Origin of the sequence: Microbacterium sp. Root53 (assembly GCF_001426925.1) — a bacterium.
Lineage (GTDB): Bacteria > Actinomycetota > Actinomycetes > Actinomycetales > Microbacteriaceae > Microbacterium.
Genome location: NZ_LMFR01000020.1, coordinates 20,978 through 35,140, shown reverse-complemented (window position 1 = coordinate 35,140; position 14,163 = coordinate 20,978). Strand labels below are relative to the sequence as shown.

General features: G+C 72.4%; 15 protein-coding genes. 2 read left to right on the top strand and 13 right to left on the bottom strand.

The window, feature by feature from the left end:
• Positions 1 to 28 precede the first annotated feature (28 nt).
• The 6 genes from mutM to ASD19_RS08150 all read right to left on the bottom strand — a co-directional run bounded on the left by mutM (position 29) and on the right by ASD19_RS08150 (position 5,312).
• The gene (gene mutM / locus ASD19_RS08175) at positions 29 to 958 is read right to left on the bottom strand and encodes a bifunctional DNA-formamidopyrimidine glycosylase/DNA-(apurinic or apyrimidinic site) lyase (RefSeq protein ID WP_055991450.1); all 930 of its coding nucleotides are present in this window, start codon (positions 956 to 958) and stop codon (positions 29 to 31) included.
• A gap of 8 nt (positions 959 to 966) precedes the next feature.
• A complete protein-coding gene (rnc, locus tag ASD19_RS08170; protein ID WP_055991009.1) occupies positions 967 to 1,665 on the bottom strand; it encodes a ribonuclease III in 699 nt (232 codons plus the stop codon).
• A gap of 10 nt (positions 1,666 to 1,675) precedes the next feature.
• Positions 1,676 to 1,885 carry a 50S ribosomal protein L32 gene (gene rpmF / locus ASD19_RS08165; protein ID WP_050721097.1) on the bottom strand — a complete coding sequence of 70 codons (210 nt, stop codon included), beginning with the start codon at positions 1,883 to 1,885 and terminating at the stop codon, positions 1,676 to 1,678.
• A 3-nt stretch (positions 1,886 to 1,888) separates the two neighbouring features.
• A complete protein-coding gene (locus ASD19_RS08160) occupies positions 1,889 to 2,377 on the bottom strand; it encodes a YceD family protein (RefSeq protein WP_055991447.1) in 489 nt (162 codons plus the stop codon).
• A gap of 139 nt (positions 2,378 to 2,516) precedes the next feature.
• Positions 2,517 to 3,017: a pantetheine-phosphate adenylyltransferase gene (gene coaD / locus ASD19_RS08155; RefSeq protein ID WP_055991006.1), complete on the bottom strand. Its 501-nt coding sequence runs from the start codon at positions 3,015 to 3,017 to the stop codon at positions 2,517 to 2,519.
• A 114-nt stretch (positions 3,018 to 3,131) separates the two neighbouring features.
• Positions 3,132 to 5,312, bottom strand: coding sequence for an ATP-dependent DNA helicase RecG (locus tag ASD19_RS08150; protein WP_055991004.1), 2,181 nt, complete (start codon positions 5,310 to 5,312; stop codon positions 3,132 to 3,134).
• A 60-nt stretch (positions 5,313 to 5,372) separates the two neighbouring features.
• Between ASD19_RS08150 and ASD19_RS08145 the strand changes: the two genes are divergently transcribed.
• Positions 5,373 to 5,957 (top strand): RsmD family RNA methyltransferase, encoded by a 585-nt coding sequence (locus tag ASD19_RS08145; RefSeq protein WP_055991001.1) that lies wholly within the window; start codon positions 5,373 to 5,375, stop codon positions 5,955 to 5,957.
• On the opposite strand, the gene thiL is transcribed toward ASD19_RS08145, so the two are convergent.
• A complete protein-coding gene (gene thiL, locus ASD19_RS08140) occupies positions 5,927 to 6,931 on the bottom strand; it encodes a thiamine-phosphate kinase (RefSeq protein WP_055990998.1) in 1,005 nt (334 codons plus the stop codon). The two genes, ASD19_RS08145 and thiL, sit on opposite strands and share 31 nt — an antisense overlap.
• 156 nt (positions 6,932 to 7,087) lie before the next feature.
• Between thiL and ASD19_RS08135 the strand changes: the two genes are divergently transcribed.
• Positions 7,088 to 7,567 (top strand): DUF3515 family protein, encoded by a 480-nt coding sequence (locus ASD19_RS08135; RefSeq protein ID WP_055990995.1) that lies wholly within the window; start codon positions 7,088 to 7,090, stop codon positions 7,565 to 7,567.
• A gap of 30 nt (positions 7,568 to 7,597) precedes the next feature.
• Here the strand turns inward: ASD19_RS08135 and ASD19_RS08130 are convergent, their stop codons facing one another.
• The 6 genes from ASD19_RS08130 to leuC form a co-directional block, all read right to left on the bottom strand.
• Entirely contained in the window at positions 7,598 to 8,692 is a 1,095-nt protein-coding gene (locus ASD19_RS08130; RefSeq protein WP_055990992.1) for a D-alanine--D-alanine ligase family protein, read from the bottom strand.
• Complete coding sequence (locus ASD19_RS08125) at positions 8,592 to 9,722, bottom strand: NAD(P)H-dependent glycerol-3-phosphate dehydrogenase (RefSeq protein WP_055990989.1); 1,131 nt, start codon at positions 9,720 to 9,722, stop codon at positions 8,592 to 8,594. Before ASD19_RS08125 ends, ASD19_RS08130 begins: the two co-directional genes overlap by 101 nt.
• Complete coding sequence (locus ASD19_RS08120) at positions 9,719 to 10,462, bottom strand: lysophospholipid acyltransferase family protein (RefSeq protein WP_055990986.1); 744 nt, start codon at positions 10,460 to 10,462, stop codon at positions 9,719 to 9,721. Before ASD19_RS08120 ends, ASD19_RS08125 begins: the two co-directional genes overlap by 4 nt.
• 11 nt (positions 10,463 to 10,473) lie before the next feature.
• Complete coding sequence (murA, locus tag ASD19_RS08115) at positions 10,474 to 11,841, bottom strand: UDP-N-acetylglucosamine 1-carboxyvinyltransferase (RefSeq protein WP_055990983.1); 1,368 nt, start codon at positions 11,839 to 11,841, stop codon at positions 10,474 to 10,476.
• A 113-nt stretch (positions 11,842 to 11,954) separates the two neighbouring features.
• Entirely contained in the window at positions 11,955 to 12,551 is a 597-nt protein-coding gene (gene leuD / locus ASD19_RS08110) for a 3-isopropylmalate dehydratase small subunit (protein ID WP_055990980.1), read from the bottom strand.
• Position 12,552: 1 nt separating this feature from the next.
• Entirely contained in the window at positions 12,553 to 14,058 is a 1,506-nt protein-coding gene (gene leuC / locus ASD19_RS08105; protein WP_055990976.1) for a 3-isopropylmalate dehydratase large subunit, read from the bottom strand.
• Between the last annotated feature and the right edge of the window lie 105 nt (positions 14,059 to 14,163).

The following is a 14,163-nucleotide window of genomic DNA, read 5'->3' as shown; positions in this document are numbered from 1 at the left end:
GATACCGAAACCACATAAGCGAATTCGCTTAATCGGTGCCGGATATCACCGATCGGGCGCGGCGCTGGCACGCGGGACAGTAGTGACTCGAGCGGTTCGCGAAGGAGACACGGACGATCGCGCGCCCGCAACGTGGGCACGGCTTCCCGTGCCGCCCGTAGGCGTTGAGGCTGTGCGCGAAGTACCCCGCCTCGCCGTTCACGTTGACGTACTGCGCGTCGAAGCTGGTGCCGCCCTCAGCCAGCGCCTTCGCGAGCACGGCGCGCACCTCGGCGAGCAGGCGGTTCATCGCGCGCGTCGACAGGTCGCGCGCCAGGGTCTCCGGGTGCACGCGCGCGGCCCACAGCGCCTCGTCGGCGTAGATGTTGCCGATGCCGCTCACCACCGTCTGGTCGAGCAGCACCCGCTTGATCGCCGACGACTTGCCCGCGATCCGGCGCCGGAACAGAGCATCGTCGAACGCCGGGTCCATCGGATCCCGCGCGATGTGCGCGGCCTGTGCGGGCACGAGCGGCGCGGCGTCGCCGAAGCCGCCCGGATGCCCGTCGGGCGTCGGGATCAGCGCGTCGATCGCGAGCGATCCGAACGTGCGCTGATCCGCGAACACGACCGCGAGCTCGCCGTGCTCGGGGTGCTCGATCGCGAGCCGCACGCGCTCGTGCCGCTCGGCCGGCGCCCCCGGCGCGCGCAGCAGCATCTGGCCGCTCATGCCGAGGTGGACCATGACGGCCTCGGGCCCCGCGGCGGGATCGTCGCCGAGCGGCAGCCACAGGAACTTGCCGCGACGCGCGGTGCCGGTGATCCGGCGCCCCGTCAGGCGGCGCTCGAAGTCGTCCGGTGCGCCGAGGTGCCGCGTGAGCGCGCGCGCATCGTGCGCCTCGACGCCGAGCACGCGTGCTCCGGTGACGGCGGGAGCCAGGCCCGCGCGCACCACCTCGACCTCGGGCAGCTCCGGCATCGGCGGCGTCAGGCCGTGACGCGGTCGCTGAGCCGGCGCCACGCCTCGAGCGCGGCGGCCATCTCGGCGGTCTTCTTGCTGGTGCCCTCGCCCGTGGTGGTGAGCTCCCCCACCGCGACCGTGGCGACGAAGCGGCGGTCGTGGTCCGGGCCGCTGGCCTCGACGGCGTACACGGGCGGCGTGAGCCCCTGACGCGCGGCGATCTCCTGCAGCGCGGTCTTCGGGTCCATCGCGGCGCCGTAGCGCTCGGGGTCCTTCAGCAGCGGCTCGATGAGGCGGAGCACCATCGCGGTCGCCGCCTCGCTCCCGGCCGACAGGTAGGTGGCGCCGATCACGGCCTCCATGGCGTCGGCGAGGATCGAGTCCTTGTCGCGGCCCCCGGTGAGCTCCTCGCCGCGGCCGAGGCGCAGGTGATCGCCCAGCCCGATGCCGCGGGCGATCTCCGCGAGGGCGACGGTCGACACGACGCTGGCGCGGCGCTTGGCGAGCGCTCCCTCCTCGAGCTCGGGATGACGCGAGTACAGCATCGTCGTCACGGCCAGCCCCAGCACCGAGTCGCCCAGGAACTCCAGGCGCTCGTTGTGCGGGATGCCGCCGTTCTCGTAGGCGAAGGAGCGGTGCGTCAGCGCCAAACCGAGAAGCTCGGCGTCGATGTCGACGCCGAGCTTCTCGGTCAGGTGCTGAGGTCCGCGAACGGAATCCGTCACGGCAGCCGGATCAGACGTCGGCGACCTTGCGGCCCTTGTACTCCAGGAACAGCTCGGTGCCCTGCGAGTCGGTGACGACCTTCGCCTGGTGCGGACGGCTGTAGACGACCTTGCCGTTCTCGACGGTCTTGACGAGCGCGGGGGCCTCGGCCTTCCACTGCGCGCGGCGCGAACGGGTGTTGGAACGGGAGACCTTCCGCTTCGGAGGGTTACCAGCCATGATTCAGCTCTCTTCTGTGTCGCGGGCGGCGTCAGACGCCGATCCGTGGTCGGTGAGGTTCTGGAGCGCGGCCCATCGAGGGTCGACGGGCGCCTGCTGCGCGCTTCCCGATTCGGTCAGCCGCTCGCCCGTGTTCGGGTCGAGCCCGGGGCAATCCGGCTGACAGACCGGTTGAAACGGGAGCGCCAGAACGGTCGCGTCCCTGACCAGAGTTTCAAGATCCACGTGGTCGTCTTGAACCTCGAAGTCAGCCGCTTCCTCCCCAGGATACTCGAAAAGCTCCTGAAACTCGACTTCGAGCGGCGCGACGATCTCGCGCAGGCAGCGCCCGCACTCGCCCTCGTACTCGGTGTCGAGCGTGCCGGAGACGAGGATGCCCTCGTGCACGGACTCCAGGCGCGCGTCGAGCTCGAGGTCCTTGCCCTGAGGCACGGCGACGAGACCCTCGCCCCATTTCTCGGGCGCGGGGATGGTCAGGCGGTGCTCGCGCATCTCGCCCGGCGTGCGCACGATGTCGCGCGCAGGCAGGACGAACGGGCCGGAAAGTCGGGATCTCACGCTTCGATGCTACTCGCGAGGTCGTTCCGGGAGGCCGCGACGGGCCGGTGCCCGGCGGACGCCCAGGCGCGGGTCAGAAGTCCCGGGCGCTCGCCTTGGCGAGGAAGCGCGCGACCGCCGGCGGCACGAACGGCGACACGTCGCCGCCGAGCCCCGCGACCTGGCGGACGAGTGAGCTCGACACCAGCGCGTGAGACGGCTCGGGCAGCAGGAACACGGTCTCGATGCCGGCCAGGTGCCGGTTGACGACCGCCATCGGCGTCTCGTAGGCGACGTCCACCTGCGACCGGATGCCCTTGACGAGCACGCCCGCGCCGACCTCCTGCGCGTAGTCGACCAGCAGGCCGACGCTCCACGAGCCCACGATCACGTTGCCGTCCATGCCGTCCTCGGCGATCGACTGCTCGATGAGCGAGACGCGCTGGGCGATCGGCAGCATGCCGGCCTTGTCGGGGTTGTGCACCACGAGCACGTGCAGCTCGTCGTACAGGGCTGCGGCCCGGCGGATGACGTCGAGATGCCCCAGCGTCGGCGGGTCGAAGGATCCGGGGACGACGGCGATCCGGCTGCTCATACGCGTCAGCCTATCCACGAGTCTCGGGAGGACCGGGTTTCGGCTCGCTCCGCTCGCTCGACCTTGACCCGGCGCGCATCAACGCCTCCTTCGTCGGCATTGCCCCGCGCCGCGTCAATTCTTCGCCAGGGCGGCGCGCTCCTCCTGCGTCATGCGGCGCGCGAGCGCCTCCGCGAGCCCTCGGTGGCGGTCGAGCGTCGGGTCGCCCTCGAGGATGCGCTCGGCCTCGCCGCGCGCGCGGGCGATCAGGTCGGCGTCCTTGACCACGCGCAGCAGCCGCAGCGACGAGCGCGCGCCGGACTGCGCATCGCCCAGCACGTCGCCCTCGCCGCGGAGCTCGAGGTCGACCTCCGCGAGCGCGAAGCCGTCGAGCGTCGCCGCCACGGCGTCGACGCGCTCGCGCGCTGTCGCTCCCTGCTCGGCCTCGGTCACGAGCAGGCACAGGCCGGGCACGCCGCCGCGGCCCACGCGGCCGCGCAGCTGGTGCAGCTGGGAGACGCCGAACCGGTCCGCGTCCAGGATCACCATGGTCGACGCGTTCGGGACGTCGACGCCGACCTCGATCACGGTCGTCGCCACGAGCACGTCGATGTCCCCGCGCGCGAAGTCCTGCATGATGCGGTCCTTCTCGTCCGAGGGCATCCGGCCGTGAAGGGTCGCGATGCGCAGCTCGCCCACGCGCGGATGGCGGGCGAGCATGTCCGCGACCTGCACGACGCCCCAGTGCGGGCGGGCGGCCTCGCCCTCGACGGGAGGCGCGAACTCCCCCGAGCCGTCGTCCTCGCCCGGTGCGACGGCCTTCGCGTTCTCGGCGTCGATCGCCGAGCAGACCACGAAGACCTGGTGCCCGCGCTCGACCTCCTCGGCCACGCGCTCCCAGACCCTGCCGAACCAGCCGGGCTTCTCGGCGATGGGCGCGACGAACGTCTGGATACCGGCGCGCCCGGCCGGCATCGTGCGGATGGTCGAGACGTCCAGGTCGCCGAACACCGTCATCGCGACCGTGCGCGGGATGGGCGTCGCCGTCAGGACGAGCGCGTGCGGGCTGGTGCCCTTCGCCCGCAGCATCTCGCGCTGCTCGACCCCGAAGCGGTGCTGCTCGTCCACGACGACCAGCCCGAGGTCGGCGAACGTGGTGCCCTCGCTGAGCAGCGCGTGCGTGCCCACCACGATGCGCGCCTGACCGGAGGCGACGCGCAGCGCGGCCTTGCGCCGGTCCGCGGCGGGCATCTGGCCCGTCAGCAGCGTCGGCATGAGCTCCGGCGCGAGCTTCGGACCGAGCATCCGGGTGATCGAGCGGAGGTGCTGCCCGGCGAGGACCTCGGTCGGCGCGATGAGGGCCGACTGCCCGCCTGACTCGGCGACCTGCAGCATGGCGCGCAGCGCCACGAGCGTCTTGCCGGAGCCGACCTCGCCCTGCACGAGCCGGTTCATGGGCCAGTCGGCCGTAAGGTCCGTCGCGATCGACCGGCCGACCGCCGCCTGGTCGGGCGTGAGCTCGAACGGCATGGCGGCGTCGAAGCGCTCCAGCAGGCCGCCGGGCCGCGCCGGGCGCTGCGTGGCCGACATCATCCGCACGAACTGCCGCTGCTGCGCGAGCGCGGTCTGCAGCACGAGCGCCTCGTGCATGCGGAGCGTCTGGCGGGCGGCGTCGATCTGCGCCCGCGTCTCGGGGCGGTGGATCCACTCGAGCGCCTCGCGCGCCGTCAGCAGCGCCTCGCGGAACCGCAGCTCGTCGGGCACCGGATCCGGGATGTCCTCGAGCCGGTCGAGCACCTCGCCGATCCAGGTCTGGAGCTTCCAGCTCGTCACGGCGGCGGTCGCGGGATAGATCGGGATGGGCGTGCGCACGATCTCGTCGGCCTTCGCGAGCGCGGCCGTGTCGTCCTCGAACAGCTGGTAGTCCGGGTTCGCGAACTGCAGCACGCCCTTGAAGGCGCCGACCTTGCCCGAGAACACGCCGCGTCGGCCCCGCTTGAGCTCCTTCTCGCGCCACGCCTGGCCGAAGAAGGTGAGCGTGAGCTCGCCCACGCCGTCGCCGATCACGACCTCGAGCAGCTCGCCGCGGCGGTTGCGCATCCGCCGGCGGCGCACGCTTCTGACCTCGGCGACGACGGTCGCGAGCTCGCCGAGCGGCAGGTCCAGGATGGGCGTGAGCTCGCCGCGCACGGCGTAGCGGCGCGGGTAGTGCGCCACCAGGTCGCCCACGACGGCCATGCCGAACGCGCGCGAGAGCGTCTTGGCCGCCTTGTCGCCGAGCGCGAGGCTCAGCGGCGTGTCGAGCGTGAACGACATGCCCCGAGTCTAGGTCGGGGTGCCGACAGCGCCGGGCCGGCGAGCGGATACCGTGGACGGGTGACGAGGATCATCGCCGGGGCCGCGGGCGGCGTGCGGCTGGACGTGCCGTCGGCGGGGACGCGCCCGACGAGCGACCGCGTGCGGGAGTCGCTGTTCGCCGCGCTCGAGGTGGCCGGCGCGCTCGACGGCGCGCGCGTGCTCGACCTCTACGCGGGGTCCGGCGCGCTGGGACTCGAGGCGGCCAGCCGCGGCGCCGCGGCAGTCGACCTCGTGGAGCGCGCCAAGGCGGCCGCCGCGATCGCGCGCCGCAACGCGGAGGGCGTGCGGCGCTCGATCGGCGGGGGCGCGCCGCCCGTGCGCGTGCACGCCGCCGCGGTCGGCACGTGGCTCCGCGGTGCGACCGGCCCGTTCGACCTGGCGTTCCTGGATCCGCCCTACGACCTTCCCGGCGCCGAGCTCGACGCGGTGCTCGCGGCGCTCGCGCCGCTGCTGTCGGCGGATGCCGTCGTGGTCGTGGAGCGCTCCTCGCGCTCGGGCGCCCCTGACTGGGCCGCGGCCGGCCTCGAGCCGCTGCGCGACCGCGCGTACGGCGACACCGCGCTGTGGTGGGGTCAGCCGGCGGCCGAGTCCCAGTCGCGGTAGGGGTCCCAGCCGCCCGGGCCCGCGTACGGCAGCCCGCCGACGAGCACAGGCGCCTCGCCGCGCTCGACGACCCGTCCGATCGGGCGGAAGCCCGGCGCGATCGCGTCGCCCGCGAAGGTCGCGAGGAGCGCGTGGTCCTCGCCGCCCTCGAGCGCGGTCACCGGGTCGTCGCCGAACGCGGCGCGATCGAGGTCGATCGAGACCCCGGAGGCGTCGGCCATGCGACGGGCGTCGAGCCCCAGGCCGTCCGAGACGTCCATCATGGCCGTGGCTCCGGCGACCGCCGCCATGGGTCCGAGCCCGATCGGAGGCACGGGGCGCAGCTGCGCCGCGAGCGCATCCGACTCCCCCGCCGCGACCCGGCCCGGATCGACGGGCACGGGGGCCCCGTCGGCGTCGCGGAATCGGCCGAACAGCACGGCGAGGCCGCGGGCCGCCATCCCGAGCTCGCCCGCGAGCGCGACCACGTCGCCGGGCCTCGCGCCCGAGCGCAGCACGGGGTCGCGTCCCTCGAGGTCGCCGAGCGCCGTGACGGCGACGGTCAGCGTGGCGGACACCGTGAGGTCGCCGCCCACGACCGCGCAGCCGGGGGCGAGCGCGTCGCACGCCTCGCGCAGGCCGTCGGCGAGCCGCTCCACGAACGAGATCCGAGTGTCGTTGGGCATCGCGAGGGCCACCAGGAGCGCGGTCGGACGGGCGCCCATCGCGGCGACGTCGGCCAGGTTCACCGCCGCCGCCTTCCAGCCGAGGTCGTAGCCGCTCGACCACGCGAGCCGGAAGTCCGGCCCGTGCACGAGCGTGTCGGTGGTCGCCACGACGGATCCGCTGGGCGCCGCGACCACCGCGGCGTCGTCACCGGGCCCGACGTGCGCGGCCGCCGCACGTCCGGTGCGGGCGGCGATGCGACGCAGCACCTCGGCCTCGCTGAGCTCGCCGACCGTGGGATCCGTCTCGGGCGCGGGAGCGTCGTGCATCCCCTCAGCGTATGCGCGGCGGTCCCCGACACTGCAACTCCGCGCTGAGAGTGCAGTGGCCCGCGGCGGTCTCAGCGCGGCGTTGCAGTCTCGGCGCGGCGTTGCGGTTTCGAGGCCCCGACCGGACGCCCAGGATGCCGGATCTAGACTCTTCGGGTGATCCGTCGATTCGCCGCAGCGGCCGCGCTCGTGCTCGCCCTCGGCCTGTCCGGATGCGCCGCGACCGTCCATCTCGAGGCGGCGCAGGATGCGAACGACCCGCTGTGCGCGGACGTCACCGTGCGCCTGCCCGACGCGATCCAGCACCTGGAGCGCCGCTGGACCGACGCCCAGTCGACCGGCGCGTGGGCGGACGAGGAGGGCACGGCGGTCATCCTGAGCTGCGGCGTCACTCCCCCCGGACCCACGACCCTGCAGTGCGTGACCTTCGACGGCGTGGACTGGATCGTCGATCCGGAGGCCCTGCCGATGCAGCGCATCACGACCTACGGCCGCACGCCGGCGACGCAGGTCTACGTCGACACGAGCCGCATCAGCCCCGATCAGGTGCTGGCCGCCGTCAGCCGCCTGGTGTCGTCCATCCCCGCCGAGAGCCGGTGCGTCGACCCCGACGAGGCCACGAAGGTCGACGAGTAGCCGACGCCGCGCGGCCGCGCCCCGCCCGGGTCAGGCCGCGCGGGCCAGGCCGAGCTCGATGAGCTCGGTGATGAGCTCCCCGTAGGTCATCCCGGAGGCGATCCAGCACTTGGGGTACATCGAGATCGGCGTGAAGCCCGGCATGGTGTTGAGCTCGTTGATGACGACCTCGCCGTCCGCGGTGAGGAACACGTCCACGCGCGCGAGCCCACGGCCGTCGACCGCCTCGAACGCCCGGCGGCCGGTCTCGCGGATGCGCTCGGTCTCGTCCTCGGTGAGCGTCGCGGGGCACACGACCTCGGCGCCGTCGCCGCCCAGGTACTTGCCCTCGAAGTCGTAGAACTCGCGCGTGGTCAGCACGATCTCCCCCGGCAGCGACGCGCGCGGGCGGCCCCCGTCGCGGCCCTCGAGGATCGCGACCTCGATCTCGCGGCCGACGATCCCCGTCTCGATCAGCACCTTGTCGTCCTCGGCCAGGGCGACGCGCATGGCGTCGTCGAGCTCGCTCTCGTCATGGGCCTTCGACACGCCCACGCTCGAGCCCGCGCGGGCCGGCTTCACGAACACGGGGTAGCCCAGCGCCTCGATGTCGGCGCGCACGCCATCGGCGTCGGCCGCCCAGCGCGCGCCGCGCACCGTGACCCACGGCGCGACAGGCAGGCCCTCGGCCTGCAGGGCGACCTTCATGAAGTGCTTGTCCATGCACAGCGCCGAGTCGAGCACGCCGCCGCCCGCGTAGGGCAGCTCGAGGATGTCGAGGAAGCCCTGGATGGTGCCGTCCTCGCCGTGCAGGCCGTGCAGGATGGGCAGGACCACGTCGACCTCGCCGAGGTCCTCGACCGCGCCGTCCGCGCGCACCACGCGCAGCGTGCGGTCGCCCGCCGACGAGGGCCACAGGATGCGCGTTCCGTTGTCCACGACCTCGGGCAGCTTGGCGGCGTCCAGCGCGAAGCGAGCCGGTTCGTCCTGCTCCAGCACGAAGAGGCCGTCGCGCGTGATCCCGACCGGGATCACGCGGAAGCGGTCACGGTCGATCGCTCCGAGGACCCCGCCCGCCGTCGCGGAGGAGATCGAGTGCTCGCTCGATCGCCCTCCGAAGAGCACCGCCACGGTCGTGCTGGCCATTCTGCGTCCCTTCGCCCTGCGGCGTGTCGTCGTCTGTCGTGAGATGAGGCGCGATCTCGCGCGGGTTCATGGTGCCGTCCAGCACCATCTTGACCTGCTGCACGATCGGCATCTCGACGCCCGCCTCCTTGGCGAGCTGGAGGATCGGCGCGACCGATCCGAGTCCCTCGGCCGTCTGGTCCATCTGGCGAACGACGTCCTGGAACGTGTACCCCTGGCCCAGCAGGCGCCCGGCGGTGTTGTTGCGGCTGAGCGGCGACTGGCACGTGGCGATGAGGTCGCCCAGTCCGGCCAGCCCTTGCAGGGTGCCGGGCTGCGCGCCGTACGCGACGGCGAAGTCGGTCATCTCCACCAGGCCGCGCGTGATGATCGACGCCTTCGTATTCTCGCCGTAGCCGACGCCGTCCACGATGCCGATCGCGACCGCGATGAGGTTCTTGAGCACGCCGCCGAACTCGGTGCCGATCACGTCGGTGTTGACGAAGGACCGGAAGTAGGTGTTGCGCGCGCGGCGTGCGACGGCGTCCGCGGTCTCCTGGCTGCTGGACGCGATGACGGCGGCCGTCGGCTGCTCCCGCGCGATCTCGAGCGCCAGGTTCGGCCCGCTCGCCACCGCGATGCGCAGCGGGTCGCAGTGCAGCTCCTGCTCGATGACCTGGCTCATCCGCAGCCCGGTCTTCTTCTCGACGCCCTTCATCAGGCTCACGATCGGCACGGACTCCTCGCGCACGTGTGGGCGGAGGGCCCGCAGCGTCTCGCGCGCGGACTGGCTCGGCACCGAGAGGTACACCTGGGTGGCGCCGTCGAGCGCCCTGCGCAGGTCGTGCGTGGCGTGCAGCGTGCGCGGCAGGTTGATGCCCGGCAGGTACTTCGAGTTGCGCTTGGCCTCGTCGATCTCGTGCGCGAGCTCGGCGCGGCGCGCCCACATCATGACCTGGGCGCCGCCGTCGGCCAGCACCTTGCCGAAGGTGGTGCCCCAGCTGCCGGCGCCGACCACGACGACCTTGGGGGCGTCGACGCGGCGGCTCACAGGCGACCCGTCTCGGACTGGCCGTGCGAGGACGGGTCCCAGCGCTCGTCCGGCGCCTTCTCGCCGCGGATGCCCTCGAGCAGCGCGGTGATCGCCGCCATGAGGCGCGACGTCGCCTCCGCGATGGCCGCCGGGTCCGTCGGGCGGTCCTTCAGATCGGACAGGTCCACGGGGTCGCCGACGGCCATGCGCACGAGCTTGCGCGGCGGCCAGAGGCTGAGACCCTTCGCGTAGCGGCCCATGATGTCCTGGACCCCCCAGTGCGCGACGGGGATGAGCGGGAGGTCGCCCGCGAGCGCGAGGCGCGCGGCGCCGGACTTGCCGCGCATGGGCCACAGGTGCGGGTCGCGCGTGAGCGTGCCCTCGGGGTACACGATCACGCCACGCCCGTCCTTCACGAGCGCGGTCGCCTGCGCCATGGTCTGCGCGGCGCCGTCACGCGACGACGTGCGCGCCACGGGAACCATGCCGGTCGCCCGAAGGGCGGCGCCGAGCACGGGCACGCGGAACAGGCTGTCCTTGGCCATGAACCGCGGCGCGCGGCCCATCCGCCACACGGCGACCGCGACCATCAGCGGATCCAGCTCGCTGACGTGGTTGGGCGCGAGGATGTACGCGCCGTCGCGCGGCATCTTCTCCGCGCCGGCGATCCGGATCCGCGCCATCAGGCCGACGGCCGGGATCACGATCGCCGCGAGCGGCCAGAACCAACTCGGCCGGCTCTTCTCCGAGGAGCTCATCCCCGCCCCGCTCAGCCGACGACGTCGAAGTCGGCGCCGAGCGCCGTGAGCTTGTCGAAGAACTTCTCGTAGCCGCGGCTGATGATGCCGACGCCCGAGACGCGCGACGTCCCCTCGGCCGCGAGGGCCGCGATGACGTACGCGTAGCCGCCGCGCAGGTCGGGCACGACGATGTCCGCGGCGTGCAGCGGCGTCGGGCCGTTGATGACGGCCGCCTGCTCGAGCTCGCGGCGCGGCACACGACGGTAGGGGCCGTCGAGGCCCTTGGGGTGCACGACGATGTCGGCGCCCATCTGGTTCAGCGCGTGCGTGAAGCCCAGGCGGTTCTCGTACACGGTCTCGTGGACGATCGACTGGCCGTTGGCCTGCGTCAGGGCGACGATGAGCGGCTGCTGCCAGTCGGTCATGAAGCCGGGGTGCACGTCGGTCTCGACGATGACGGGCTTGAGCGGCGCGCTGCCGCGACGGAAGCGGATGCCGTCGTCGGTGATGTCGAAGTCGCCTCCGACCTTGCGGTACACGTTCAGGAACGTGAGCATCTCGTACTGGCGGGCGCCCTTGACGAAGATGTCGCCGTCGGTGGCCAGCGCCGCGCACGCCCACGACGCGGCCTCGTTGCGGTCGAACAGCGAGCGGTGGTCGTAGCCCCGCAGCTCGTCCACGCCCTCGATGAAGATGACCCGGTTGGGCTCGTAGGAGATGATCGCGCCCATCTTCTGCAGCACGCCGATCAGGTCCATGATCTCGGGCTCGATCGCGGCGTTGCGCAGCTCGGTGACGCCCTTGGCGCGCACGGCCGTGAGCAGCACCTGCTCCGTGGCGCCGACGCTCGGGTACGGCAGCTCGATGTTCGCGCCGTGCAGACCCTCGGGCGCCGACAGGCGGATGCCGCTGGGCTGCTTGTCGACGATCGCGCCGAAGCGGCGCAGCGCGTCGAGGTGGAAGTCGATCGGGCGGTCGCCGATGCGGCACCCGCCGAGGTCGGGGATGAACGCCTGACCCAGCAGGTGCAGCAGCGGGCCGCAGAACAGGATCGGGATGCGCGACGAGCCGGCGTGCGCGTCGATCTCCTCGAAATTCGCCGACTTGGCGTCGGCCGGGTCGAGCACGAGCGAGCCGGGCTCCTCGCCCTCGCTCACGTGCACGCCGTGCACCTCGAGCAGCGAGCGCACCACCTCGACGTCGCGGATCGCCGGCACGTCGCGCAGCACGCTGGGCGTCTCGCCCAGCAGCGACGCGACCATGGCCTTGGTCGCGAGGTTCTTGGCCCCGCGCACGTCGACCTGACCCTTCAGAGGCCGGCCGCCGCGGATCTCGAGCACTTCACCGGCCAGAGGGGCCGGGGTTCCGGGAGTATGCGCGTCGCCGAGAAGTGTCATGTGGTGGTGCCTCACTAGGGTCTTCGCGGCACGAGCCGCATTCGGTCACGAGGCGGGCCGGATCCTCGGCGCCCGGGGGTGCTGACGATCGTCGCGGGGCGGTTGCCCCGAGGTCACAGGACCGGGATGGTCCGGGGCCTCCACGCCTCGCGGCGGGCCTCGAACTGCGCGATCCTGTCCTCGTTGCGCAGCGTGAGCCCGATGTCGTCGAGCCCTTCGAGGAGCCGCCACCTAGTGTAATCGTCGATGTCGAAACCGGCCGTGAAGTCCCCGACAGTGGCGGTTCGCGCCACCAGGTCGACCGTCATCTCGACGCCCGGCTGCGCGTCGATCGCGGCCCAGAAGCGCTCCAGGTCGTCCTCGGCGATCACGCCCGTGAGCAGGCCCTGCTTGCCCGAGTTGCCGCGGAAGATGTCCGCGAAGCGGGGGCTCAGCACGACCTTGAAGCCGTAGTCGCGCAGCGCCCACACGGCGTGCTCGCGGCTCGAGCCGGTGCCGAAGTCCGGGCCGGCCACCAGGATGGACGCCGCGCGGAACGGCTCCTGGTTCAGGACGAACTCGGGATCCTGCCGCCAGCCCGCGAACAGCGCGTCCTCGAAGCCCGTCTTGGTGACGCGCTTCAGGTAGACGGCCGGGATGATCTGGTCGGTGTCGACGTTCGAGCGCTTCAGGGGCGCGGCGACACCGGTGTGCGTCGTGAACTTCTCCATGTCAGGCCTCCGCCCCGGTCTGCGCGAACTGCGTCATGGCGACCTCGGCGCCGTCGACCGGCTCCAGGTCGGAGGGGCTGGACAGCGTGCCCCGCACCGCGGTGGCCGCGGCGACGAGCGGGGACACCAGGTGGGTGCGGCCGCCCTTGCCCTGCCGGCCCTCGAAGTTTCGGTTGCTGGTCGAGGCGCAGCGCTCCCCCGGAGCCAGCTGGTCGGGGTTCATGCCCAGGCACATCGAGCAGCCGGCGAAGCGCCACTCCCCGCCGAACTCCGTGACGATCTTGTCGATGCCCTCGGCCTCCGCCTCCAGGCGCACGCGGGCCGAGCCCGGCACGACCATGACGCGCACGCCCTCGGCCTTTCTGCGGCCCTTGATGACCGACGCGAACGCGCGCAGGTCCTCGATCCGGCTGTTGGTGCACGAGCCCATGAAGACCGCGTCGACCGGCACCTCCTTCATGGGGGTGCCCGGAGTCAGGTCCATGTACTGCAGCGCCCGCTCGGCGGCCGCGCGCTCGTTCGGGTCGGTGAACGACTCGGGAGCCGGCACGGCGTCGCTCAGCGACACGCCCTGCCCCGGGTTGGTGCCCCACGTGACGAACGGCTCCAGCTCGTTCGCGTCGATGAACACCTCGGCGTCGAACACGGCGCCCTCGTCGGTGGGCAGCGTGCGCCAGTACGCGACCGCGTCGTCCCAGTCCTGACCCTGCGGGGCGTGCGGGCGGCCCTTCAGGTACTCGAACGTGATGTCGTCGGGCGCGACCATGCCCGCACGGGCGCCGGCCTCGATCGACATGTTGCAGATCGTCATCCGGCCCTCCATCGAGAGCGAGCGGATGGCGCTGCCGCGGTACTCCAGGACGTAGCCCTGGCCGCCGCCCGTGCCGATCTTCGCGATCACGGCCAGGATGATGTCCTTGGCCGTCACACCGGGCTTCAGCTCGCCCTCGACCGTGATCGCCATGGTCTTGAACGGCTTCAGCGGCAGCGTCTGCGTCGCCAGGACGTGCTCGACCTCGCTCGTGCCGATGCCGAACGCCATGGCGCCGAACGCGCCGTGCGTCGAGGTGTGGCTGTCGCCGCACACGACCGTGATGCCCGGCATCGTCAGCCCCAGCTGCGGGCCGACGACGTGGACGATGCCCTGCTCCTTGTCGCCCAGCGAGTGGATGCGGACGCCGAACTCCTCGGCGTTGCGGCGCAGCGTCTCGATCTGGGTGCGGCTGGTGAGGTCGGCGATCGGCTTGTCGATGTCGATCGTCGGGGTGTTGTGGTCCTCGGTCGCGATCGTCAGGTCGAGACGGCGCACGGGGCGCCCCTCGGCGCGCAGGCCGTCGAACGCCTGCGGGCTCGTGACCTCGTGGACCAGGTGCAGGTCGATGTAGATCAGATCGGGCTGGCCGTCCTCGCCCTTGACGACCAGGTGGTCGTCCCACACCTTCTCGGCGAGCGTGCGAGGGCGGTCCGGGATGGCGGCCGGATCGGCGGGGAATTCGGTGGTGCTCATGGGGTCTTTCTCCTTGCGTCGTCGGATGTCGGCCTCGACGAACTCCGCGACGGGGAAGGCCTAGAGCAGATTCCCGTCGCGGCGCAGAAGAAGAAGGAGGCCCGC

Coding starts and splice junctions, on each gene's coding strand:
- ASD19_RS08160 (WP_055991447.1), bottom strand. CDS start 2,377: ATGCGCGAGCACCGCCTGACCATCCCCGCGCCCGAGAAATGGGGCGAG.
- leuC (WP_055990976.1), bottom strand. CDS start 14,058: ATGAGCACCACCGAATTCCCCGCCGATCCGGCCGCCATCCCGGACCGC.
- ASD19_RS08120 (WP_055990986.1), bottom strand. CDS start 10,462: ATGAGCTCCTCGGAGAAGAGCCGGCCGAGTTGGTTCTGGCCGCTCGCG.
- ASD19_RS08150 (WP_055991004.1), bottom strand. CDS start 5,312: ATGTCGTTCACGCTCGACACGCCGCTGAGCCTCGCGCTCGGCGACAAG.
- mutM (WP_055991450.1), bottom strand. CDS start 958: ATGCCGGAGCTGCCCGAGGTCGAGGTGGTGCGCGCGGGCCTGGCTCCC.
- murA (WP_055990983.1), bottom strand. CDS start 11,841: ATGACACTTCTCGGCGACGCGCATACTCCCGGAACCCCGGCCCCTCTG.
- leuD (WP_055990980.1), bottom strand. CDS start 12,551: ATGGAGAAGTTCACGACGCACACCGGTGTCGCCGCGCCCCTGAAGCGC.
- thiL (WP_055990998.1), bottom strand. CDS start 6,931: ATGCACGACGCTCCCGCGCCCGAGACGGATCCCACGGTCGGCGAGCTC.
- ASD19_RS08130 (WP_055990992.1), bottom strand. CDS start 8,692: ATGGCCAGCACGACCGTGGCGGTGCTCTTCGGAGGGCGATCGAGCGAG.
- coaD (WP_055991006.1), bottom strand. CDS start 3,017: ATGAGCAGCCGGATCGCCGTCGTCCCCGGATCCTTCGACCCGCCGACG.
- rpmF (WP_050721097.1), bottom strand. CDS start 1,885: ATGGCTGGTAACCCTCCGAAGCGGAAGGTCTCCCGTTCCAACACCCGT.